Genomic DNA, 23,480 nt, shown 5'->3' on the forward strand with positions numbered 1-23,480 from the left:
TTTTAGAGTCATCAAAAATAAAATTACTATGAAAAATTTGAAAAAAGTATCAAGATCCGGTTTAAGAACGATTCAGGGAGGCGCTTTTGTCAATTGTACACTGCCAACTGGAGAAGTAACAAGATGTAGAGATAAATGTCCTCAGGATTTCTGTGGACCTACCAATTATATTTGCTTACTTCCTCTGGATTTTTGCGGATCGTAAGATTTACAGTTGATCATAAAAATCAAATACCGTAAGCCGTCAAATTTTGACGGCTTACTTTATAATCATAATGCAGATTAGCAAAGCATTTAATACTTTTGCATAAATAAAGCCGGAATACAGATGACGTTCGAATACAAAACCATAGAAAAACCGATAGAAAATACACTTTTAAAAGAAAAAGGAAGTAAATTCCTGGGATTTGCCTATCCGGTAAACAATGAAACCGAACTGAAAAATGCTCTGGAAAAAGTGAGAGAAGAGCATCCAAAAGCAACCCACCACTGCTACGCTTTCAGAATGGGACTGAACGGAGAAAATTATCGGGCCAATGATGATGGTGAACCTTCGGGGAGTGCCGGACTTCCAATCTACAATCAATTACTCGCCAATGAAATTACCAATGTACTGGTAATTTCGGTACGGTATTACGGAGGAACAAAACTTGGTGTTTCCGGACTGGTAAAAGCTTACAAAGAATCTGCAAAAATTACGCTGGAAGAAGCCAACATTATAACAAAAGAATTGGAAACGGAAATTGAAATCCAGTTCAACTTCAACCAGCAAAATATTATTTTCACCCTGTTATCAAAATTTGACGCTAAAGTTCTGAGTTTTGATGCCAATGAAAACTGCATCCTTACAGCTTCTTTAAAACTGGTTCAAAAAGAAAACATCTCAGAAAAACTTTCTGAGATGCAATATGTTTCGTTTGAATTTTCAGATTAATCTCTTCTTCCTCCAAGAAGCAAAGATCCCCAATACAGAAGCTGAGCCAAAGATCCTAAGGCTGCTACCACATACGTTCTTGCCGCCCATCTTAAACTATCCTGAACTCCTACAAACTCTTCAGCCGTTACCGTTCCTGTATCTTTAAGCCATTTCATTGCTCTGTTGCTTGCATCATATTCTACCGGCAATGTTACAAAGGCGAAAAGTGTTGTTACTGCAAACATTGCCACACCAATTGCCAGAACTGTAGTATTCCCGTTGGGATTTTCAATAGTTCTTGATGCAGCCATTACCGCGATACCCGCGATAAGAACAAACTGCATCAGATTGGAACTTATATTAACAATAGGAACCAGCTTTGAACGTAAATTCAACATCGAATATCCCACTGCGTGCTGTACTGCATGTCCGCATTCGTGAGCTGCAACTGCCGCTGCTGCTGCATTTCTCTGCATATAAACCCCTTCCGAGAGGTTTACTGTTTTATCTGCCGGATTATAGTGGTCCGTCAACTGTCCGGGAACTGATATTACCTGAACATCATTAATCCCGTTATCTCTCAACATTTTCTCCGCTACTTCTTTCCCCGAAAGTCCGTTTCGAAGATGTACGTTGGAATAATATTCAAATTTTGATTTCAATCTGGATGAAACCCACCAGCTCACCAGCATTGAAATACCAATAATGATATAATAACCCGCCATTTTATATAGATTTTGTGTTCAATTTTTATCCATAATCATATAAAAACTGTGCCAAAGTATAAGATATTATTATTTATATTTGTTCTCAAATTACCCTCGAAAATCATGTCAACAGTTTCAATTATTGAAGTAAAAACAGCCGATCAACTCAAGCAATTCGTAAGATTTCCGATGGATCTGTACAAAAATAACCCGTACTACGTTCCATCTTTTATCAATGATGAAATCAACATTTGGAATGCTGATGAAAATCCTGCTCTTCAATATTCTGAAGCCAAGCAATATTTAGCTTATAAAAATGACAAAATTGTAGGAAGAATTGCCGTATTGATCAACCATAAGGAAGAAAAAGAATTAGGAATCAAAAAAGTACGTTTCGGTTGGATAGATTTTATTGACGACGAAGAGGTTTCAAAGGCTTTGGTACAAAAAGCTGTTGATTACGCCAGAGAGAAAAACACTGATAAAATTGAAGGTCCTATGGGATTCACCAATCTCGATAAAGCAGGAATGCTGATTAAGGGATTTGATCAGCTCGCCACCATGATCGGAATCTACAACCATGACTATTATCCAAAGCACCTAGAAAGACTGGGAATGGTAAAAGAAAAGGAATGGGTAGAATTTGAAATCATTTTCCCTGAAACATTACCGGATAAAATTCATAAATTCAACGAACTGATTTCCCAGAAATACAAACTGAAGGTTTTAAGATTTAAAACAAAAGAAGAAATTATTCAGTATGTAGATCCTATGTTTGATCTTCTGGATGAGACGTATAAACATCTTTCTACCTACACTCCTATTTCTGACGAACAGCGTAAAACATACAAAGAAAAATATTTCAAACTTATTGATAAAGATTTCATCGTTTGCATCGTTGATGAGAATAATGATCTTATCTCTTTTGCGATTACGATGCCTTCTTACTCGAAAGCACTTCAAAAATCGGGCGGAAAACTGCTTCCGTTTGGATGGTGGCATTTCTTACAGGCAGGCAGGAAGAACGACAGAGCCAATTTCTATTTAATCGGTATTCATCCTGATTACCAAAGAAGAGGAGTTACCTCCATCATCTTTAAAGAAATTTGGAATATATTCAGGAAAAAAGGAGTGAAATATCTTGAAACCAATCCGGAGCTTGAAGAAAATAAAAGCATCCAGCTTTTGTGGCAAGATTACAATCCGGTGAATCATAAAAGAAGAAGAACATATTCTATGATGATAGGCAGTGAGTAATGAACAACATTGTTCACAACTTACACTTACCAATTAACCCCTTCAACTTACTTTCCAACTCTATGAAACCACAACTGATCATCTTCGCCATCCTGATTGCATGCTTTATTGTTTATAATCTTTTTTTTCAGTCTCCTGATGACAGAATGAATACAATAATCAACATTGCATTAGCCAGTATTCTTTTCGGATATATTTCATTTATGGCGTATTCTCTTCTTAAGAAAATGAAGAAATAACTGTTATTTTTATTGATTCTAAATTATCGGTTTTCACCATTTTCAGCCGACTTTTAACCTGATTAATTTCATGCTTTATTGTTTATTCGTTAAATTTGCAAATTGAGATAATAATGCAAAAATGAATTTACCTGAAAGTTATATTCCAATCCTTATCCAGGCAGGTGTAGCAGTAGGATTTGTCGCTGTTTCATTGCTTGGAGCACATTTCTTAGGTCCACAACAGAAAAAAGGAAATTCTGTAAAAAACCAAAGCTGGGAATGTGGGGTTCCTGTAGAAGGAAATGCGAGAACACCGTTTTCTATCAAGTATTTCCTGACGGCGGTATTGTTCGTACTATTCGATATTGAAATCGTATTCTTTTATCCTTATGCGGTAAACTTCAGAGAATTCGGTATGGAAGGATTCCTGGCTGTGCTTACATTCGTTGCGATCTTCTTCGTAGCGTTTTTCTATGTTTGGAAACGTGGTGCACTAGATTGGGACAAATAAATTTTAACATTAAAAGATTAGATCCGGGGAAGTCGTCTTAAAACTGGCAAGTCCTGTTTTTTACCTATTCACCTCTTTTGATCTTTAAATATTTACTAAAAATGTCAGATAAAAAACCAGTAATAAGAACAGATGCACCTGCTCCCGAAGGATATGAAGGAGAAGGGTTTTTCGCAACAAAACTGAGCAGTGTAATCGGGATGGCTAGAAAGTTTTCACTTTGGCCGTTACCATTTGCAACCTCTTGTTGCGGTATTGAGTTTATGGCTACCCTGAACCCTACTTATGATGCTTCAAGATTTGGAATGGAAAGAAACTCTTTCTCTCCAAGACAAGCAGATATGCTGATGGTTTGCGGAACTATATCAAAGAAATTAGGACCAGTCCTTAAGGAAGTATACACTCAGATGGCTGAGCCGAAATGGGTAGTAGCTGTGGGAGCTTGTGCTTCCAGTGGTGGTATTTTTGATACCTATTCTGTACTTCAGGGAATTGATAAAATTATTCCGGTAGACGTATATGTTCCGGGATGTCCTCCAAGACCTGAGCAGATCATTGAAGGTGTAATGCAGGTACAGGCTCTTGCAGAAAGCGAAAGCATCAGAAGAAGAGATATGCCGGAATACCAGAAGTTATTAGATTCTTACAACATAAGCAACTAAACGGAAATGACAAACGAATTTGTATTAGAAGCAATCACAAGAGAATTTCCGGAATCTGTTATTTCAAGCTCAGAACCTTACGGAATGCTGACTATTGAAGTAAAGAAAGACGACATTAAGAAAATCATTCACTATCTGAAAGATTCATCATTGGAATTTAATTTCCTTACTGACATCTGTGGAATCCATTACCCTGAATTTCCAGAAAAAGAAATAGGAGTTGTATATCACCTGCATAATATGATGGCCAATTTCAGATTACGTCTGAAAATCTTTATGTCCAGAGAAAATATTGAAGTAGATTCCCTTGTGGAACTATATGCCGGTGCTAACTGGATGGAAAGAGAAACGTATGACTTTTATGGGATTAAATTTAAAGGACACCCTGATCTGAGACCGATTCTGAATATGGAAGATCTGGGATACCACCCAATGTTGAAGGAATATCGCCTTGAAGACGGGACAAGAACCGACAAGAACGATAATATGTTTGGAAGATAAAAATAATGCAATAAGCAGTAAGCTTAAAGCTTATAGCCTATAGCCTAAAGCATTTAAATTATGAAAGATAACTCATTATCTAATATACTAAACCAGTACGAAAGTAAGGAACAGATTGACGGACAATTATATACCCTGAATCTAGGACCTACCCACCCTGCTACCCACGGGATTTTCCAGAATATCTTAACGATGGACGGAGAAAGAATCCTTCACGCAGAGCAAACTGTAGGATACATCCACAGAGCATTTGAGAAAATTTCTGAAAGAAGAAACTATTCTCAGATCACTACCCTTACTGACCGTATGAATTACTGTTCTGCACCCATCAATAACTTAGGTTGGCACATGACAGTGGAAAAGCTGATCGGAGTTAAAGTTCCAAAACGTGTAGATTATATGCGTGTTATCCTAATGGAACTGGCAAGAATCGGTGATCACTTGATCTGTAACGGGGTAACCGGGATGGACTCAGGAGCTATTACAGGTCTTACCTATATGTTCATCGAAAGAGAACGTATTTATGACATGTACGAGCAGATCTGCGGAGCCAGAATGACTACCAATATGGGAAGAATTGGAGGATTTGAAAGAGATTTCACCCCAAAATTCCATGAGTTATTGAAGGACTTCTTAAAAACCTTCCCACCAAGATTCAAAGAATTCTGTACCCTATTAGAAAGAAACAGAATTTTCATGGACAGAACCATTGGAGCAGGAGCAATCTCAGCAGAAAGAGCATTAAGCTACGGTTTCACAGGTCCAAACTTACGTGCAGCAGGTGTAGATTACGATGTAAGAGTTGCACAGCCCTATTCCTCATACGAAGATTTCGACTTCATTATTCCTGTAGGAACTTCAGGAGATACTTACGACCGTTTCATGGTTCGTCAACAGGAAATCTGGGAATCCCTTAAAATTATCAACCAAGCATACGACAACCTTCCAGAAGGACCATTCCACGCAGATGTTCCTGATTTCTATCTTCCTGAAAAGGCAGATGTATATCAGAAAATGGAAGCGTTGATCTACCATTTCAAAATCGTAATGGGAGAAACAGATGTACCGAAAGGAGAAGTGTATCACGCTGTAGAAGGTGGAAACGGAGAATTAGGTTTCTATCTTGTGAGTGACGGAGGAAGAAGCCCTTACAGACTTCACTTCAGAAGACCATGCTTCATCTACTATCAGGCATATCCTGAAATGATTACAGGTTCTGTAATTTCAGATGCCATTGTAACAATGTGTAGTATGAATATCATTGCGGGAGAATTAGACGCATAAAAAGAAGAGGTCAGACATCAGATTTCAGATGTTAGACTCTTCGCTTTACATATAAATTTAAAATCTGATGTCTGAAATCTGGCATCTGAAATCTTAGATAAAAAATGAGCGAAACAATAGCTTTTAAACCGGAAAGTTTAGCACAGGTACACAAAATTATCGCAAGATATCCTGAAGGAAGACAAAAGTCTGCCCTTCTTCCTGTACTTCACTTGGCACAGAAAGAATTCGGAGGATGGTTAGATGTTCCTGTGATGGATTACGTTGCCGAACTCTTAAGTATCCAACCGATCGAAGTATACGAAGTGGCTACTTTCTATACGATGTTCAATATGAAGCCGGTAGGTAAATATGTTTTGGAAGTTTGCAGAACCGGACCTTGTATGGTTTGTGGAAGCGAAAAAATCCTTAATCATATAAGAACCAAACTGAACATTAAAGATGGAGAAACTACTGAAGACGGTATGTTCACGCTAAAGCCTGCTGAATGCCTTGGAGCTTGTGGATATGCACCTATGATGCAGCTAGGAAAATTCTTCCATGAAAATTTAACAATAGAAAAAGTAGACGAAATCCTTGATCTTTGTAGAGAAGGACAGGTTGCTTTAGACTAATAAAAAATTTTGAATCCGGAATTATACATTTTGGATTTAGAATTCGTTAATTTTTTTAATAATTATAAAAAGCTAGAAGCCAAAAGCCTATAGCGAAAAGCATAATAAACAATGAGTAAAAAACTTTTACTTAAAGACGCACATATAGAAGGTATTCGCTACTTTGAAACGTACCGTAAACAGGGAGGTTACACAGCAGCTGAAAAAGCCTTGAAAATGACTCCTGACGAAATTCTTGAAGAAGTAAAAGCTTCAGGACTTAGAGGTCGTGGTGGAGCTGGATTCCCAACAGGAATGAAATGGAGCTTTTTGGCAAAACCAGAAGGCGTTCCAAGACACCTTGTTGTGAATGCGGATGAATCTGAGCCTGGAACATTCAAGGACAGATATCTGATGGAGTTCCTTCCTCATTTATTGATTGAAGGGATGCTAATTTCTTCTTACTGTTTAGGTTCCAATACTTCTTATATCTACATCCGTGGAGAATATTCATGGATTCCGGATATCCTTGAAGAAGCTATTGAAGAAGCGAAAGCAGCAGGATTTTTAGGTAAAAATATTTTAGGAACTGGTTTCGATTGTGAAATCTATGTACAGAGAGGGGGTGGAGCATACATCTGCGGTGAAGAAACTGCATTGCTTGAATCCCTTGAAGGAAAAAGAGGTAACCCAAGACTAAAACCACCATTCCCGGCTGTAAAAGGTCTATGGGAAAGACCTACGGTAGTAAATAACGTTGAATCTATCGCGGCAATTGTTCCAATCATTGATATTACAGGTGCTGAGTATGCTAAAATTGGAGTAGGTAGATCTACAGGTACGAAATTGATTTCAGCTTGTGGAAACATCAACAAACCAGGAGTATACGAAATTGACATGACCATTACTGTAGAAGAATTCATCTATTCTGATGAATATTGTGGTGGTATTAAAGACGGAAAAAAATTAAAGGCTTGTATTCCTGGAGGAAGTTCTGTTCCAATTGTTCCTGCCAATTTATTGCTAAGAACAGTGAACGGAGAGCCTAGATATATGAACTATGAATCATTGGCAGACGGTGGTTTTGCTACTGGAACCATGATGGGTTCAGGTGGTTTCATCGTTTTGGATGAAGACCAGTGTATTGTAGATCACACCATGACTTTGGCAAGATTCTATAACCACGAAAGCTGTGGACAATGTACTCCTTGCCGTGAAGGTACAGGATGGATGTATAAGATTTTGAAAAAAATCGAAAAAGGAGAAGGAAAAATGGAAGATATCGATCTACTTTGGGATATCCAGAGAAAAATCGAAGGAAACACGATCTGTCCATTGGGAGATGCAGCAGCCTGGCCTGTTGCAGCAGCAATCCGTCACTTCAGAGACGAATTTGAGTGGCACGTAAAAAACCCTGAGTTATCTCAGACCCAAAACTATGGATTGGCACATTATGCAGATCCTATTCCGGCTGTTGAAAAGAATGCATAGGTAACATGAAAAAATTGTTGGTTGTCGGCTTAATGATGTCGAGTTTTGTTTTCGGACAAAAAAAAGAAAAAGATACTTTAATAGATAGAAGTACAGAAGCAGAAGTTCTTACCAAAAAACAAAAGCCAGAACCTTTAAGTAAAAAAGGTCAGATGTTCGTTTTCTTTGGATGGAACAGAGCAGCATTCAGTAACTCGGATATCCGTTTCACAGGAAATGGCTATGATTTTCAGCTGAATAACGTATCTGCACAGGACAGACCTACCAAGTTTGGTATTGTTTATATCAACCCGGGATGGTTTACAGTGGTTCAGTACAACTTCAGAGCAGGTTATTTTATTAAAGATAATTTAGCTTTAGTTTTAGGAATTGACCATATGAAATATGTGATGGATCAAAACCAAACGGTTAATTTCAAAGGTCATATTTCAGATCCGGAATATGCCGGAATGGTGCAAAACGGACAGGTAAACCTGGCAGATGAGAAGTTCCTTACTTTCGAACATACAGACGGACTTAACTATGAAAACCTAGGTCTTGAAAGATATCAAAGCCTTATCAATAAGAAAAATGTTGATTTGGTATGGTCTTACGGAGCCGGTCTTGGATTCATGTTCCCGAAAAGTAATGTAAAGCTTTTTGGAAATGAAAGAAGCGACCGTTTCCACGTAGCAGGTATGGGAACCGACTTAAGAACCAGTCTTAACTTAGTTCTTTGGGACCATGTTATGGTAAGATTAGAAGGAAAAGCAGGTTATATCAATATGTGGGATATCAAAACAACATTGAATAACAAGCCCGACAAAGCCCAACAGGATTTCGTTTTCGGACAGATCCTTGCAGGAATTGGATATACATTTAATACGAAAAAATATAAATAACAAAGCCTATTGCTTAATGCATAAAGCTTAAAGCATACAATATGAGCGAAGAAGTTAAAAAATTCAAAATAACTATAGACGGACAGACTACTGAAGTTTTGCCTGGTACTTCTATTCTAGAAGCGGCAAGACAAATCGGTGGTAAATCTGTACCTCCTGCAATGTGCTACTACAGCAAATTGGAAACCAGTGGAGGAAGATGTAGAACTTGTCTGGTAGAAGTTTCTAAAGGGTCTGAAGCAGATCCACGTCCTATGCCGAAATTGGTAGCAAGCTGCAGAACCAATGTAATGGATGGGATGGAAGTAAAAAACCTTACTTCCGATAAAGCTCAGGAAGGAAGAAAAGCCGTTACCGAATTTTTATTGGTAAATCACCCGCTAGACTGCCCTATCTGTGACCAGGCAGGAGAATGTCATCTTCAGGACTTAGGTTATGAACATGGTGTAGAGAGTACAAGAACAGAATTCGAAAGAAATACTTACGAAGCAGATGATCTTGGACCGAACATCAAATTGAACATGAACCGTTGTATTCTTTGTGCAAGATGCGTATTAACAGCAAATCAGCTTACAGAAACAAGAGAACACGGTATCCTTTTCAGAGGAGATCACGCAGAAATTTCAACCTATTTAAATAAAGCTTTAGACAATGACTTCATCGGAAACGTTATCGACGTTTGTCCGGTAGGAGCATTAACAGACAGAACAGCTCGTTTTGCAAGCAGAGTATGGTTTACAAAACCAATGAACGCTACCTGCAAATGTGATAAATGTTCAGGAAAAGCTGTTGTTTGGATGAAAGGTGACGAAATTGTAAGAGTAACTGCAAGAAAAGACCAGTGGGGTGAAGTAGAAGAATTCATCTGCGATACCTGCCGTTTCGAAAGAAAATCATTGTCAGACTGGAACATAGAAGGTCCTAGACATATCGACAGACACTCTGTAATTTCATTGAACCACTACGAAAAACCTAAAGATGAGCTAAGAGTATTAGACAATCCGATGGCGAAGGAAATCAGTGAAAAAGACGAAAAATAATTTTAATAAAGACAATTAGATTTCAGACACAAGACATCCGACTTAATCTCGTTTCTGACATCTCACATCTAAAAATCTTTACAATAAAAAATGGATTTACTTACATTTAAACTTATACTTGTATTAGCACTTTTCCTGCTATCACTAACGATTGCAGCCTACTCTACTTGGGCAGAAAGAAAAGTTGCCTCTATCATGCAGGACAGAATTGGTCCTAACAGAGCAGGACCTTTCGGACTACTGCAGCCTCTTGCTGATGGTGGAAAATTCTTCTTCAAAGAAGACTTTACACCTGCCAATGCTGAAAAATTCCTTTTCGTATTGGGACCAGCATTAGTAATGTTTATTTCATTAATCACAGGGGCGGTTATTCCTTGGGGTAAAAGTTTAAATATTGCAGGTACTTCTTTTGATCTTCAGGTTGCCAATATTGACGTTGGAGTACTTTTCATCATCGGAATGGCTTCCATTGGTGTATACGGAATTATGATCGGAGGTTGGGCTTCTAACAACAAATATTCATTACTAGGTGCTATCCGTGCTTCTTCTCAGATGATTTCTTATGAATTGGCAATGGGATTAGCACTTCTTTCTATCATTATGATGACAGGAAGCTTAGACTTAAAAGAAATTACTGAAAGTCAGACTACCGGAAAATTATGGGGCGTTATTCCTTGGGGTTCCGGTTTCAACTGGAATATTTTCTACCAGCCGATCGCCTTCCTTGTTTTCTTTGTGGCTGCTTTGGCAGAAACCAACAGACACCCGTTCGATTTACCTGAGTGTGAATCTGAATTGGTAACAGGATATTCTACAGAATACTCTTCCATGAAGTTAGGATTGTATATGTTCGGAGAATATGTGAACATGTTCATCTCCAATGCTTTTATGGTTGTTCTTTTCTTTGGAGGGTACAACTATCCTGGTATTGAATGGGCAACAGAACACTGGGGTGAAAATATTGCGGGAATCATCAGTATTGGTGCATTCCTTACAAAAACAATAATCGGAATTTTGATCTTCATGTGGATCAGATGGACGCTTCCAAGATTCAGATATGATCAGTTAATGCACTTAGGATGGAAAACATTGATCCCGATGGCATTAGTAAATCTATTGATTACAGGAGCTGTAATTTTAGCATTTGCGAACTAAGAAAATTTGAAAATGTGCTGATTTGAAAATTTGAGAATGAAATCAAAGTTTTATCTTTAGCGTATCATATTCAATCACCAATATTAAATAATTAAGATAACAGACAAGATTAGTCTAAAATCTGGTGTCTAACATCTAATATCTATAATTAAATGAAACTTACAAACAGATCAAAAGTTGTTTCCAACAAAGAAATGACCCTTGCTGAAAAAATCTACCTTCCTGCGATCTTTACAGGAATGGGGATTACATTTAAGCATGCTGTAAGAACCGTGATAAAGGGTGCTCCCGCAGTATATTCGTATCCGGAAGTACAGAAACCAAGAGCTACCATCTGGAGAGGCCAGCACGTTTTGAAAAGAGACGAAGAAGGCAGAGAAAGATGTACCGCTTGTGGACTTTGTGCGGTAGCTTGTCCTGCAGAAGCCATCACGATGACTGCTGCTGAAAGAACTAAAGAAGAAAAAGGTCTTTACAGAGAAGAAAAGTATGCTTCAGTATATGAAATCAATATGCTGAGATGTATTTTCTGCGGAATGTGTGAAGAAGCCTGTCCTAAATCTGCCATCTATCTTACCGACAGATTGGTAGACGTGGAAACAAACAGAGGTTCTTTCATTTACGGAAAAGATAAACTAGTTGAAAAAATAAATGAAAGGATTGATATCACCACAAGACAATCCGAGAAACAAAAAAATGCGGTAAAATAATGGATCAGTTTTTATTTTTCTTGGTGGCGTTTTTAGCAGTGGCAAGTGCGGTTTACTTCGTATTTGCAAGAAATCCTTTATATGCTATTTTGTCATTAATTGTTACGATGTTTTCAATTGCCGGAATGTACATCCTTCTGAATGCACAGTTCCTTGCAATTATCCAGATTATAGTGTACGCAGGTGCTATCATGGTACTTTTCCTTTATATCTTAATGATGCTTAACCTTAATAAAGGAGACGAAAGTAAGAAGAACAATACTTTAAAATTTATTGGAGTTTTTACAGCAGGTCTTCTTTTAGTAGGAGTACTAGGGGTTTTCAGAGGTGTACAGGACAATCATATTGTTGTTGAAAATGTAGACAGAAGTATCGGTCTTACGAAAAATCTGGGTAAACTATTGTTTAATGAATATGTTTTACCGTTTGAGCTTGCTTCCATCCTAATTTTGGCAGGTATTGTAGGCGCGGTATTAATCGGTAAAAAAGATTTATAAAATTATGGGAGAAGTAAATACATTTATACAAAGCGTCCCTTTGGAATACTTCATCATCCTTTCATCAGTATTGTTCTGTTTGGGAGTAATGGGAGTATTGCTTAGAAAAAATGCTATTGTGATTCTGGGCTGTGTAGAGCTTATGCTGAATTCTGTAAACCTTTTATTGGCAGCTTTTTCAGCGTATAAAGGCAACGGCGACGGACAGCTTTTGGTTTTCTTCATTATGGTGGTAGCTGCTGCTGAAGTAGCGGTAGGTTTGGCAATTATTGCTATGCTATATAGAAACACCCGTTCTGTTGATGTGAGTATATTTAATAAATTAAGAGGATAAGAATGGAGAATTTAGTATATGCAATAGTACTTTTACCACTTTTAGGGTTTCTTATTAACGGTTTATTCGGGAAAAATCTTCCAAAAATTTTGGTAGGTTCTTTAGCAACGGCAATGGTTTTCGGATCATTCTGTATCGCTGTAAGTATTTTCATGAATTTCAATTCTGAAAGTCAGCCTGTAATCGTAAAAGCTTTTGAATGGTTTAGAGTAAATGGAGTACAAATTAATTTTGGATTCCAGATTGATCAGCTTTCATTAATGATGGTGATGATCATTACGGGTATCGGTTCACTGATCCACTTATACTCTATCGGATATATGAGTCATGACAAAGGATTCTACAAGTTTTTTACTTACCTGAATCTTTTCATCTTCTCCATGTTACTTTTAGTAATGGGAAGCAACTACCTGATCCTGTTCATCGGATGGGAAGGTGTAGGTCTTTGTTCTTATCTATTGATCGGATTCTGGTATACCAACGAAGAATATGGTAAAGCAGCAAGAAAAGCTTTCATCATGAACAGAATTGGTGACCTTGCATTATTGATTGGTATCTTTATGATTGCTTCTCAAACCAATGCTGTAGATTATCTTTCAGTAGCAGAGAATGCTTCAAAATTTGAATTAGACGGAACAGTGATCATCTTTATCACAGCGAGTTTATTCATCGGTGCTACCGGTAAATCTGCTCAGGTTCCTTTATATACATGGTTACCGGATGCGATGGCAGGACCAACTCCTGTATCAGCGTTAATCCACGCGGCAACGATGGTAACAGCGGGGATCTATTTGGTAGTAAGATCCAACTTCTTATTTACTTTAGCTCCAACCGTACAGGGTGGAATTTTATTCATAGGATTCTTAACTGCAGCTTTAGCAGGATTCTATGCATTACGTCAGAACGACATCAAAAAAGTATTGGCATACTCTACCGTTTCACAGCTTGGATTTATGTTCATCGCTTTAGGTCTTGGTGCTTATACAACAGCAATGTTCCACGTAATGACACACGCTTTCTTCAAAGCTTTATTATTCTTAGGAGCAGGTTCTGTAATCCACGCTATGAGCAACGAGCAGGATATGCGTTTCATGGGAGGTCTAAAAAAATATATTCCTCTTACGCACGCTACATTCCTTATCGGAACATTAGCCATCTCAGGTTTCCCTTTACTTTCAGGGATGATCTCTAAAGACGAAATTTTAGTAGCAGCTTTCGCTAAAAATCCAATCTATTGGGTAATCTTATTTGTTTTAGCGGCAATGACTGCAACGTATATGTTCAGACTGTATTATCTGACTTTCCACGGAGAATTCAGAGGTACTGAAGAGCAAAAACACCACTTACACGAAAGCCCATCTAATATGACATTACCGTTGATCGTATTGGCTATTCTTTCTGTACTTGGAGGTTTAATCAACTTGCCACACTTCATCGGTCACGGGCACTATGCTAAACTGATGGAATGGTTAAAGCCAGTTCTTACGGAACAAAGCTTCAGCCAAATGGAAGCTACTCTTTCAGGAGTACCTTTCAATACTGAAATGATCTTATTAGCAGCAACCATCTTAATGTTCTTCTCTGTTTGGTTTATCGTAAGAAATACCTACGTGAAAAAGAAAAAAATGGCGGTTGCAGAAGAAAACTATACCGGATGGGAAAAGCTTTCTGCTAAAAAATTATATGTAGACGAACTTTACAACGCATTGATTGTAAAAACTGTTGAAGGATTAGGACGCGGAGGAAAGATGTTTGATAAGGGTATCTTAGACCGTTTTGTAAACTTTGTAGGGGATGGTGCTGAAGACAGCGGAAAAGCTATGAAGCGTGTACAGAACGGAAATGTAGAGACGTATATTCTTATCATGTCTTTAGCTGTGGGAATTATATTAATTGTTAACTTTTTATTACAATAATAATGTCTTGTTTGTTATTAACATTATTACTTTTACCTCTAGTAGGTTCGGGATTAGTTTTTGCCTGGAAGAATAGTTCCAGCAAATATTTGGCGCTTGGGATTGCATTGGTACAAATGCTTCTTACCTTCTACATGCTTTCGGATTTCAATTTTGGACCGACGGTAGATAGTAAGTTGCAGTACGAAATCACTTACCCTTGGTCTCAATTCATTAAAAGTTCACTTCATTTCGGCGTTGACGGAATGAGTATGCTTCTTTTGATATTGACCAACATTCTGGCACCAATCATCATTTTATCTTCTTTCAACGAAAATGTAAACTACAGAAATACCTTCTATGGGCTAATTCTGTTGATGCAGTTTGGTCTTGTAGGAGTATTTACTTCTTTAGACGGATTGTTGTTCTACATTTTCTGGGAAGTAACATTGATTCCAATTTGGTTTATTGCCGGACTTTGGGGACAAGAAAATAAAAGGTTCGAATTCACTACGAAATTCTTCGTATATACATTCGTTGGTTCATTATTTATGTTAGCCGGATTGATCTATGTGTACAACCACTCTGCATCATTCGCCTTAACAGATTTATATAATGCGCAACTAAACGAAGTACAGCAGACTGTGGTATTCTGGTTCATCTTCTTTGCTTTTGCAGTGAAGTTACCGGTATTTCCTTTCCACACATGGCAGCCTGATACTTATACCTACTCTCCTACTCAAGGATCCATGTTATTATCAGGGATCATGCTGAAAATGGCAGTGTATGGTGTAATGCGTTATCTATTACCAATCACTCCGCTTCCCATTGCAGGAATTTCAGGACAGATCGTAATCATCCTTGCTATCGTAGGAATTGTTCACGGTGCATTGATCGCGATCATCCAGACTGATATGAAAAGAATCATTGCCTATTCATCTTTCTCTCACGTAGGATTGATGGTGGCAGGTATCTTCGCATCTGCAGTCGTTACTTTAAGAGGAACTTTCAATGTAGAAGGTGCTGAAGGAGCTTTGGTACAGACTTTTGCTCACGGTATCAACGTTGTAGGATTATTCTACTGTTGTGATATTCTATATAAGAGATTCAAATCAAGAGACATCAGACAAATGGGTGGTTTAGCTAAAGTAGCGCCTAAATTTGCAGTGTTATTCTTGATTATTATATTAGGTTCAATGGGAGTTCCATTAACAAATGGATTCATCGGGGAATTTATTTTGTTGAAATCGGTATATGACTTCAACGGAACAGCAGCAGTAATTGCTGGTCTTACGGTAATTCTTTGTGCGGTATATTTATTGAGATTCTACGGAAAAGCAATGTTTGGAGAAGGTGATGAGGCCGTTCTAAGTACAGCAAAAGATTTATCAGGTGTAGAATTTTCTGTATTGGCAAGTTTAGCGGTTTTTGTGATCTTACTAGGTATTTTCCCACAACCGGTGATCGATATGGTGAGTAGTTCAGTGAAGTTTATCTACCAATCAATGGTAAGTTAATTTGATATTTTAAAAAATGAGTGTTTTAATTATTGTTTTCCTAACGGCAGTTATTGCGTTATTTTCGGGAGTTTTTGAACAAGGAAAATTCGCAAGATACATTGGGATTTTGGGATTAATCATCGCATTGTATGTAAGTTTTATGCCAGAATGTGCGTTCTTCGACCATTACAAGCATATGTACGAATACAGTGCAAATACTGCATTATTCACTAAAATATCAATCGTAACAACTTTATTGTTATTCTTCCTGGGTGGTTTTGCTTTCAGCAACCACAGAAGCCACCAGTCAGAATTATATGCATTGATGCTATTTGCATTATGCGGAGGGATCATCCTTTTCGGATATCAAAACTTAGTAACGATGTTCTTAGGGGTTGAGATCCTTTCTATTCCTTTATATGTAATGGCAGGAGCCAACAAAACTGATTTGAGATCCAACGAGGCTTCAATCAAATATTTCCTAATGGGTGCATTCGCAACAGGTTTCTTACTGTTCGGTATCGCGTTCATCTATGGAAGTGCAGGAAGTTTCGATCTTTATAAAATCCATGATTTTGGAGTGGCAAATGCTTCGAATGTAATGTTCATCTTAGGAGTATTACTAATCCTTTGTGCATTGGCATTCAAAGTAGCATTAGCACCTTTCCACATGTGGAGCCCTGATGTATACGCAGGTTCTCCTTCATTAATCACTGCTTTTATGGCAAGTGTAGTAAAAATTTCAGGGTTCTTCGCATTGTTCAGATTAATGACAATCGGTTTCGCTGGAGTTACTCACGAATGGATTAATGTTTTAGGAGTATTTTTAATTATTACTTTACTTTTGGCGAACGTTATGGGTCTTGCTCAGACAAATGCAAAAAGAATGTTGGCTTACTCTTCAGTATCTCATGCAGGATATATCGGATTGGTATTCTTCGGAATGACAAACCTTTCAACGTATAACCTAGCGTTTTATTTATTTGCTTATTCTTTATCTACAGTAGGTGTTTTCATGTGCCTGATCTGGGTAGAGAAATTAAAGAGAGAAACCTCTTTCGGAGCCTTCAAAGGATTGGCAAAAACAGAACCTTTATTAGCAACTACAGCGGCGATCTCTATGCTATCAATGGCAGGAGTTCCTTTAACAGCTGGGTTCATGGGGAAATTTGCTTTATTCTCTCAGGCAATGAACGGAGCGGCTTTCTTAGTATTGGTAGCGGTTTTAGGTTCTGCCCTATCTATCGCTTACTATTTAAGATTGATCATCGCGATGTTCTTCTTTAAAGAATCAACATTCAAGTCTTCAGAAAAGGTAACTCTTACTTATAACATTGTTGGTGTAGTTGTAATTGCAGCTATTATTATCCTGGGAGTTTTCCCAGATACATTTGCAGGAATGTTCGGATTGTAAAAAGTTATCCACACGATACTAAAAACCTTTCAGATAATCTGAAAGGTTTTTTTATGATGAATAAATATCTTTTTTCAATGTCTTTGATGATAAAAGCTCAATAAAAACAAATTCCAAATGGAAATTTTGATATATTTAAATACAATAAAACCTTCACTTATCCGATCTTATTTCAAACTAAAAAACTAATGACCTCCCCTCTTCTCAAAAAATTTTCTCTCATCTTCTTTTTCGCTTTAATTTGCTTTAGCTGCAAATCTCAAAATAATATCGATTACAACTTCGGGTTTGAATCTAATAGCCAAAACAGCAAACTACCAGATGGGTGGTTTTCCTGGGGAAACAATACCGAACAAATGTCTTCAGAACTATTTCAATCCGGAAAAAAATCAGTCCTGATTCAGTCAGAAAAAATGCCAGCCCAAGGAGGAATAGCTTACGTACTGTTTAACAAATACAGAGGAAAAGAAATAACACTTGAGGGCTATGTTAAAACAGAGAAGGCAGATAACGCCGGTTTATTCATTACATTAGGAGAAGGTCGGGAAGATATTCTTCATTCAAATGATATAAAAAAAGAAAGCGTGCCAGGAACAGCAGACTGGAAAAAATATACACTAAGACTTCCATTCAATCGTAATTCAGGAAATTTTATGATCGGAGGTTTTCTTAAGGGAAAAGGAAAAGTATGGTTCGACAGCTTTAAGGTTTATATTGATGGTAAAAACGTAGAAGAAATATTTCCCGATGACCTTTCTCAATCTCCCGATGAATTCTTTGTAGATTCCCAGTTTAGAATCGATAGTCTCAACAGCAGACAAATCTCTAATTTGTATCAACTGGGAAAAACATGGGGATACATAAAATATCACAGTCCATTCATTTCAAAAGGTGAAATTAAGTGGGATTATGAACTATTCCGTTTCCTTCCCAATATCAATTCAAACCATTTTGACTGCTTACTGTACAGCTGGAGTACATCTTTCGGAAGCGGCCTAAAAACGGTTAATAAAGAAAATCATTATATCGATTTTGTTCCTGGTGAAGGAAATCCCATCTTTAAAAATGAAGAATCATATCCACGAATGAAGTGGGATGACGATGGAATGAAACTTCTTTCTTTGTTCCGTTACTGGAACTGCATTAATTATTTCTTCCCTTATAAAGATCTTATCGGAAAAGACTGGGATACTGTTTTGAAAGAATACATCCCAAAGCTTATTCATACCAATGATGAACTCACTTATAAACTTGCCGTATTGGAATTAACAAAAGAGATCAATGATTCTCATGCCGGCATCTATACTTTTGGAGATATTGTTGATGAATTTTATGGCTTTAATACTGCTCCTATATCAACAAGATTTATTGAAGGTCAGCTGGCCGTCACTTACATCGATACCAAGAAAACCTCAGTAGATCTTTCCGTTGGAGATATCATTACAGAAATAGACCACAAAAAAGTCGGTGATCTTCTAAAAGAGAAAGCAAAATATATCCCAGCATCCAACAATGCATCACTTCTTCGGTATGTAAATGATTACATCCTGAAAACCAACAACGACTTTACCACATTTACTCTAAAAAAAGCTAACGGAAAAACTGCAACAGTTTCGATAAAAACGGTTCCTAATGAGACTTTTCTGGAAGAAAATACAATTCCTGTTTATAAAGAAATAGATCAGAACGTTGGCTATATTTGCTCTGCTGTCATCACAGAAAAAGAGATGGAAACTGTCATAAAAAAATTCAAGAACAAGAAAGGAATTATCATTGATCTCCGATGCTATCCTAAAGCATTTACAACTTCTGTCATTTCAGAATATTTCTTCCCTGAAGCAAAACAATTTGCACAAATAAAAGCCACCTCATTACAATATCCTGGAATATTCAAAACTACAGAACAAGCCAAAATAGGAAAAAAAAACACCAATTATTACCAAGGGAAAGTCGCTATTTTAGTGGATGAATACACACAAAGCGCATCAGAATTTCTTGCGATGGCCTTACAAACGTCTCCCAAATCTGTCATTATTGGCTCTCAAACTGCTGGTACCGATGGAAATGTTTCCTCAATAGATCTTCCAGGTTCTATGAGTACTTCTATAAGCGGATTGGGGATCAGTTATCCGAATGGAAAAGAATCTCAGAGAGCAGGAGTTTCCATTGATATTCAGACTAATCCCACTTTAGAATCACTACGTAAAGGAGATGATCCGCTTGTTCAAAAAGCGGTGGAATTTATTAATCGGTAATACAAAAATACTTCATGGTAAAAGACTGCAACAAATCGTAAAATACACTGTAAAATGTTTCAGAATATCTGTAAATTTTATACAATAAAATAAAATTTCTATCCTATCAATATTCTGCATTTTTCATAACTTTACTCTAAATTTCAGCTTTTGGCCAATCTTTATAAAAAAGACTCTCCTTTTCAGGTTTTTATATCATTCAAAAAATATTTGGATGTGCTGGAACATATCCGCTACAACGACCGCCTGGAGTACAGAGTCAGCTATGCTGAGTCTTTGATAGAGAGTACCCGAAATTTTAAAGAGTTTAAAGAAGGATTTCAGGATACCAGTCTCTTAGAAAAAAATGAAGACCTCATCAGACTTCTTCTTGCTGATCTTTTCCCAATCGGGCTTACAAAGAATGAAATAAAAGCAGCCAGTATTCCTCTGTCCAACCTCACCTTCAACTATACTGAAAGGTTTAAAGATATTCTGAAAGATGCCGGAAAAGACTTTGAAATAGAGTTGAGAAACATCAGTGACAATGAATTTTATGTTTTCTGCTGTTGTATCATTCTTCAGAGTTATTTTAAAAAAGATATCAAAAGTACAATTCCGCTTTATTATGACATCCCGAACAAACAGGGGATCATGAAGCATTATAAAATTACAGTAAATTCAGATTTTACTGAAATTTATCCTACAGAGGAAGCTAAAATTCCGGAGAATGATGTGCTGGATATGCTTCTGGAAAATCTGGATGACTTTAAACTGTGGAAAAAATATTTCCCTTCGGAATCATGGATTCTAAAAGGTTTTACCATTATTTCACTGGTAGACTGCACTTCTGAAGTCGCCCTGTCTGATCTCAAATCAAGCATGATAGAGATTGATCCTGAAAATCTTAATCCGAACGAAAATCTGACAGAAATTTTCAAATCTTATTTTGACGTTCCTGAACTCAATTTCGGTTTGATGACGTTCAACAAAAAAGAGCAGAAACTGGATAAGCTCCCTATTTACGAAAGTCTTCTTACCAATCATATTCTCGATTTCTGGATCAATACATTTGATGAGGAAACCAGAAAGACAACATTCAACAATTTGAGCCACAATTCAAAGTCCATTGTGGTTTCCAATGTGAACAATCTTGATGAGAATGTTAAAAAGCTTCCTTCTTTCAGTATTTTAAAAGATAATAATGTCAACAGCTTCATGGTAATTCCTATCATGAAAGATAATGAGCTTCTTGCTATTATGGAATTCACTTCTCCTATTGCAGGCAGTTTCAATGGTTTAAAGCTCAAAAAAATGGAGTTTTTTACCGATATGATTCTTTTCTCGCTCAGTAGATTTTATTTTGAAAAAAATTATCAGATTGAAGCGATCATACAACGTGAATATACCACCATTCACGACAGTGTGGTATGGAAGTTCAGAAATGAAGCTGAAAAATATTTTACTGCATCTCTTGGGAGAAAAATACACACTTTAAAGCAAATCTCTTTTAAAAATCTTACTCCGCTATTTGGAGTATCAGACATCCGTTCTTCTTCAGAGAAGCGTTTCAATCTGATGCTTAAAGATCTTAATCACCAGATTGAAGCACTGAACAATATTTTAACACTTACCAACTCAGATTCCGAGAAGTTTCAGCTGGCTCTGGATGTTTTTGAAAACGAACTGAACAATGAGATTAAAGCCGATACCGAGCAGCGTTTTCAAAGACTCTTACGGGACGAAATTCATCCTTTTCTGCAGGGAAAACTGGAGGTAAGAACTTCTAGAGACACTAAAACCAAGATAAAAGAATATTTCTCACAGCTTCTGCCTCAAACAGATCTGTTTTATAGTCATAGAAAAAATCTGGATGACTCTATCACGCTTCTCAACAGAAAATTTGCAGATATGTTGGATGAAAGCCAGGTTAAAGCTCAGGAAATTTTTCCGCATTATTATGAAAGATTCAAATCTGACGGTGTGGAACACAATCTCTACATCGGTCAGTCGATTGCCCCAGATTTGCATTACACCGCAAAAGTAGTTCATAAACTCCGATACTGGCAGCTGAAAACCATCTGCAAAATAGAGGTGGAATTTCAGTCTTTTAAAATGAATCTTCCTATTCAGCTGGATATTGCTTCCCTGATCTTCGTTTATAATGAAAAGATAGACATCCGTTTCAGAATGGACGAAAAAAGGTTTGATGTAGACGGCGCTTACAATTCCTATTATGAGATCATCAAAAAGCGCTTGGATAAAGCCCATATCAAAGATTCTCAGGAAAGAATAACGGCCCCGGGAAAAATTACTATCGTTTATTTTGGAATGGAAAACCAGAAAGAATACCTCGATTATATCTCCAAGCTGCAAAAGAAAAAAATTCTGCAGCATGACATCGAATTCCTAAAAGTAGAAGACCTTCAGGGGATTACAGGATTGCTTGCGTTGAGAGTTTCAATCTGCCAGAATGAATCTGTAATTTAATTTTTATCCGTTTAAAGACTCAGAAAAGCTGCTCCAAAAGACAACACGGAAATAATAATTCCGGCCATAAAGATCTTATACGTGATGGATAAAAGCTTATACTTTCTTTCAAGAACTTTTCCCAGATAGTAAAGATCCTTCACCATCGAATCGTAGATATAATCTCTGTCTTTGATCAGATCTTTCATCGCATTGTGATAATCATCAAATATCATCTGTTGAAAATTTCCGAAGAACAGTAGGTTTACTTTTCTGTTAACAATATCCTGTGCCGTAAAGGTCGTTTTGGTGACATTCGGTTTTGTAGAAAGAATCGCAAATATAATCGTAAGAACACTTGACAGCAATAATATAAAGCTTGGAAGAATCAAATGGGAGTTTTTCGGTGCATCCAGCTTTGGAACCAGTACAGAAAGACAAACCGAAATGATGATTGCGTTTACAGAAAGCAGAATATTGGCTTTGCTGTCTGCAATATCGCTCAATCGGGTATGGTTGTTCAGCGTAACTCTGAATAAAGTATCTACACTTCTGTCTGATTTTTCTTTATCTTTCTTCCCTTCAGAATTGTCTTTTTTATCCTCCTCTTTTTCTTTGCTTAACTTTTTTTCTATCTTTTTGATATTTTTCTTTTTCAGAGGTTCCCAGTTTTCTTTGGCGTAATCCGTATAAAAGGTGTGCTTATTTTTCAGCATATCCAGATTGCCGGCATTCCATTCATCATTGGAAAAACATCTGAAATTGGTAAGTTCCCATTCTTTTCTCAGAGCATCAGAAATATCATTGTAATCATGACCTGCAAAATGACTGAAATCTGCATCTTTTACAATTTTCTCCAGCAAAGTCTGAGGAACATAGGTAATTTTAGTCGCAAGAATAAGCTTTTCAACATCCTGGATATAGCCTTCAGGATAATTCTCTTTTTGTAAAAATTCCCTCATCACTTCTACTCCTTTCTCTTCGTGGTTCTGCGCACACTCTATATAACCGGTGTCATGGAACCATAAGGCTACAAGCACCTTTTCCTGATCCTCTTCTGAAACAGGCGTATTTTTCATGATTTCCTCTGCCTTATTGACAGTGTAGGCAGTATGAATAAAATTATGATAAAAATATACTGAAGATAACTTATCTTTGAATAAGATTTCAACATAATTTTTAGCTTTGTGTAGAATGCTCATTCCTGAA

Annotated in this window: 23 protein-coding genes; 21 read left to right on the forward strand and 2 right to left on the reverse strand. The window is 37.1% G+C overall.

Going from position 1 to position 23,480, the window contains the following annotated elements:
• The first annotated feature begins 28 nt into the window (after positions 1 to 28).
• The gene (locus ACL9RH_RS19205; RefSeq protein WP_422694943.1) at positions 29 to 205 is read left to right on the forward strand and encodes a bacteriocin-like protein; all 177 of its coding nucleotides are present in this window, start codon (positions 29 to 31) and stop codon (positions 203 to 205) included.
• A gap of 123 nt (positions 206 to 328) precedes the next feature.
• Positions 329 to 934: an IMPACT family protein gene (locus ACL9RH_RS19210; protein WP_422694944.1), complete on the forward strand. Its 606-nt coding sequence runs from the start codon at positions 329 to 331 to the stop codon at positions 932 to 934.
• Here ACL9RH_RS19210 and ACL9RH_RS19215 read toward each other — a convergent pair.
• On the reverse strand, positions 931 to 1,641 hold the full coding sequence (locus ACL9RH_RS19215) for a zinc metallopeptidase (RefSeq protein WP_422694945.1): 711 nt from the start codon (positions 1,639 to 1,641) through the stop codon (positions 931 to 933). The two genes, ACL9RH_RS19210 and ACL9RH_RS19215, sit on opposite strands and share 4 nt — an antisense overlap.
• Positions 1,642 to 1,746: 105 nt before the next feature.
• Here ACL9RH_RS19215 and ACL9RH_RS19220 point away from each other — a divergent pair, with 105 nt between their 5' ends.
• The 19 genes from ACL9RH_RS19220 to ACL9RH_RS19310 all read left to right on the forward strand — a co-directional run bounded on the left by ACL9RH_RS19220 (position 1,747) and on the right by ACL9RH_RS19310 (position 22,292).
• Complete coding sequence (locus tag ACL9RH_RS19220) at positions 1,747 to 2,880, forward strand: GNAT family N-acetyltransferase (RefSeq protein WP_422694946.1); 1,134 nt, start codon at positions 1,747 to 1,749, stop codon at positions 2,878 to 2,880.
• 62 nt (positions 2,881 to 2,942) lie between these two features.
• Positions 2,943 to 3,119 (forward strand): hypothetical protein, encoded by a 177-nt coding sequence (locus ACL9RH_RS19225; protein ID WP_422694947.1) that lies wholly within the window; start codon positions 2,943 to 2,945, stop codon positions 3,117 to 3,119.
• 121 nt (positions 3,120 to 3,240) lie between these two features.
• Complete coding sequence (locus tag ACL9RH_RS19230) at positions 3,241 to 3,612, forward strand: NADH-quinone oxidoreductase subunit A (RefSeq protein WP_034693436.1); 372 nt, start codon at positions 3,241 to 3,243, stop codon at positions 3,610 to 3,612.
• A 101-nt stretch (positions 3,613 to 3,713) separates the two neighbouring features.
• Positions 3,714 to 4,274 carry an NADH-quinone oxidoreductase subunit B gene (locus ACL9RH_RS19235; protein ID WP_002983540.1) on the forward strand — a complete coding sequence of 187 codons (561 nt, stop codon included), beginning with the start codon at positions 3,714 to 3,716 and terminating at the stop codon, positions 4,272 to 4,274.
• 6 nt (positions 4,275 to 4,280) lie between these two features.
• Positions 4,281 to 4,775, forward strand: a complete 495-nt coding sequence (locus ACL9RH_RS19240) for an NADH-quinone oxidoreductase subunit C (protein WP_422694948.1) — start codon at positions 4,281 to 4,283, stop codon at positions 4,773 to 4,775.
• 60 nt (positions 4,776 to 4,835) lie between these two features.
• Positions 4,836 to 6,059: an NADH-quinone oxidoreductase subunit D gene (locus ACL9RH_RS19245; protein WP_422694949.1), complete on the forward strand. Its 1,224-nt coding sequence runs from the start codon at positions 4,836 to 4,838 to the stop codon at positions 6,057 to 6,059.
• 104 nt (positions 6,060 to 6,163) lie between these two features.
• The gene (gene nuoE, locus ACL9RH_RS19250) at positions 6,164 to 6,673 is read left to right on the forward strand and encodes an NADH-quinone oxidoreductase subunit NuoE (RefSeq protein WP_422694950.1); all 510 of its coding nucleotides are present in this window, start codon (positions 6,164 to 6,166) and stop codon (positions 6,671 to 6,673) included.
• 111 nt (positions 6,674 to 6,784) lie between these two features.
• A complete protein-coding gene (gene nuoF / locus ACL9RH_RS19255) occupies positions 6,785 to 8,143 on the forward strand; it encodes an NADH-quinone oxidoreductase subunit NuoF (protein ID WP_105684342.1) in 1,359 nt (452 codons plus the stop codon).
• A 5-nt stretch (positions 8,144 to 8,148) separates the two neighbouring features.
• A complete protein-coding gene (locus tag ACL9RH_RS19260) occupies positions 8,149 to 9,024 on the forward strand; it encodes a hypothetical protein (protein WP_422694951.1) in 876 nt (291 codons plus the stop codon).
• A 41-nt stretch (positions 9,025 to 9,065) separates the two neighbouring features.
• The gene (locus ACL9RH_RS19265; RefSeq protein ID WP_422694952.1) at positions 9,066 to 10,064 is read left to right on the forward strand and encodes a 2Fe-2S iron-sulfur cluster-binding protein; all 999 of its coding nucleotides are present in this window, start codon (positions 9,066 to 9,068) and stop codon (positions 10,062 to 10,064) included.
• A 90-nt stretch (positions 10,065 to 10,154) separates the two neighbouring features.
• The gene (nuoH, locus tag ACL9RH_RS19270) at positions 10,155 to 11,219 is read left to right on the forward strand and encodes an NADH-quinone oxidoreductase subunit NuoH (protein ID WP_422694953.1); all 1,065 of its coding nucleotides are present in this window, start codon (positions 10,155 to 10,157) and stop codon (positions 11,217 to 11,219) included.
• 152 nt (positions 11,220 to 11,371) lie between these two features.
• Positions 11,372 to 11,929, forward strand: a complete 558-nt coding sequence (locus tag ACL9RH_RS19275; protein ID WP_236857402.1) for a NuoI/complex I 23 kDa subunit family protein — start codon at positions 11,372 to 11,374, stop codon at positions 11,927 to 11,929.
• Positions 11,929 to 12,426, forward strand: a complete 498-nt coding sequence (locus ACL9RH_RS19280) for an NADH-quinone oxidoreductase subunit J (RefSeq protein WP_422694954.1) — start codon at positions 11,929 to 11,931, stop codon at positions 12,424 to 12,426. The genes ACL9RH_RS19275 and ACL9RH_RS19280 overlap by 1 nt, the downstream gene beginning before the upstream one ends.
• 4 nt (positions 12,427 to 12,430) lie before the next feature.
• Complete coding sequence (gene nuoK / locus ACL9RH_RS19285) at positions 12,431 to 12,760, forward strand: NADH-quinone oxidoreductase subunit NuoK (protein ID WP_089696983.1); 330 nt, start codon at positions 12,431 to 12,433, stop codon at positions 12,758 to 12,760.
• Positions 12,761 to 12,762: 2 nt separating this feature from the next.
• Complete coding sequence (nuoL, locus tag ACL9RH_RS19290; RefSeq protein ID WP_422694955.1) at positions 12,763 to 14,676, forward strand: NADH-quinone oxidoreductase subunit L; 1,914 nt, start codon at positions 12,763 to 12,765, stop codon at positions 14,674 to 14,676.
• Positions 14,677 to 14,678: 2 nt separating this feature from the next.
• A complete protein-coding gene (locus ACL9RH_RS19295; protein ID WP_422694956.1) occupies positions 14,679 to 16,172 on the forward strand; it encodes a complex I subunit 4 family protein in 1,494 nt (497 codons plus the stop codon).
• Between the two features lie 16 nt (positions 16,173 to 16,188).
• Positions 16,189 to 17,568, forward strand: coding sequence for an NADH-quinone oxidoreductase subunit N (locus tag ACL9RH_RS19300; RefSeq protein WP_422694957.1), 1,380 nt, complete (start codon positions 16,189 to 16,191; stop codon positions 17,566 to 17,568).
• 356 nt (positions 17,569 to 17,924) lie between these two features.
• A complete protein-coding gene (locus ACL9RH_RS19305; RefSeq protein WP_422694958.1) occupies positions 17,925 to 19,823 on the forward strand; it encodes a S41 family peptidase in 1,899 nt (632 codons plus the stop codon).
• 150 nt (positions 19,824 to 19,973) lie between these two features.
• Positions 19,974 to 22,292, forward strand: a complete 2,319-nt coding sequence (locus ACL9RH_RS19310; protein ID WP_422694959.1) for a GAF domain-containing protein — start codon at positions 19,974 to 19,976, stop codon at positions 22,290 to 22,292.
• Between the two features lie 11 nt (positions 22,293 to 22,303).
• Here the strand turns inward: ACL9RH_RS19310 and ACL9RH_RS19315 are convergent, their stop codons facing one another.
• Positions 22,304 to 23,473, reverse strand: a complete 1,170-nt coding sequence (locus ACL9RH_RS19315) for a Pycsar system effector family protein (protein WP_422694960.1) — start codon at positions 23,471 to 23,473, stop codon at positions 22,304 to 22,306.
• Positions 23,474 to 23,480: the final 7 nt, after the last annotated feature.

Origin of the sequence: Chryseobacterium sp. Mn2064 (genome assembly GCF_049319685.1) — a bacterium.
Lineage (GTDB): Bacteria > Bacteroidota > Bacteroidia > Flavobacteriales > Weeksellaceae > Chryseobacterium.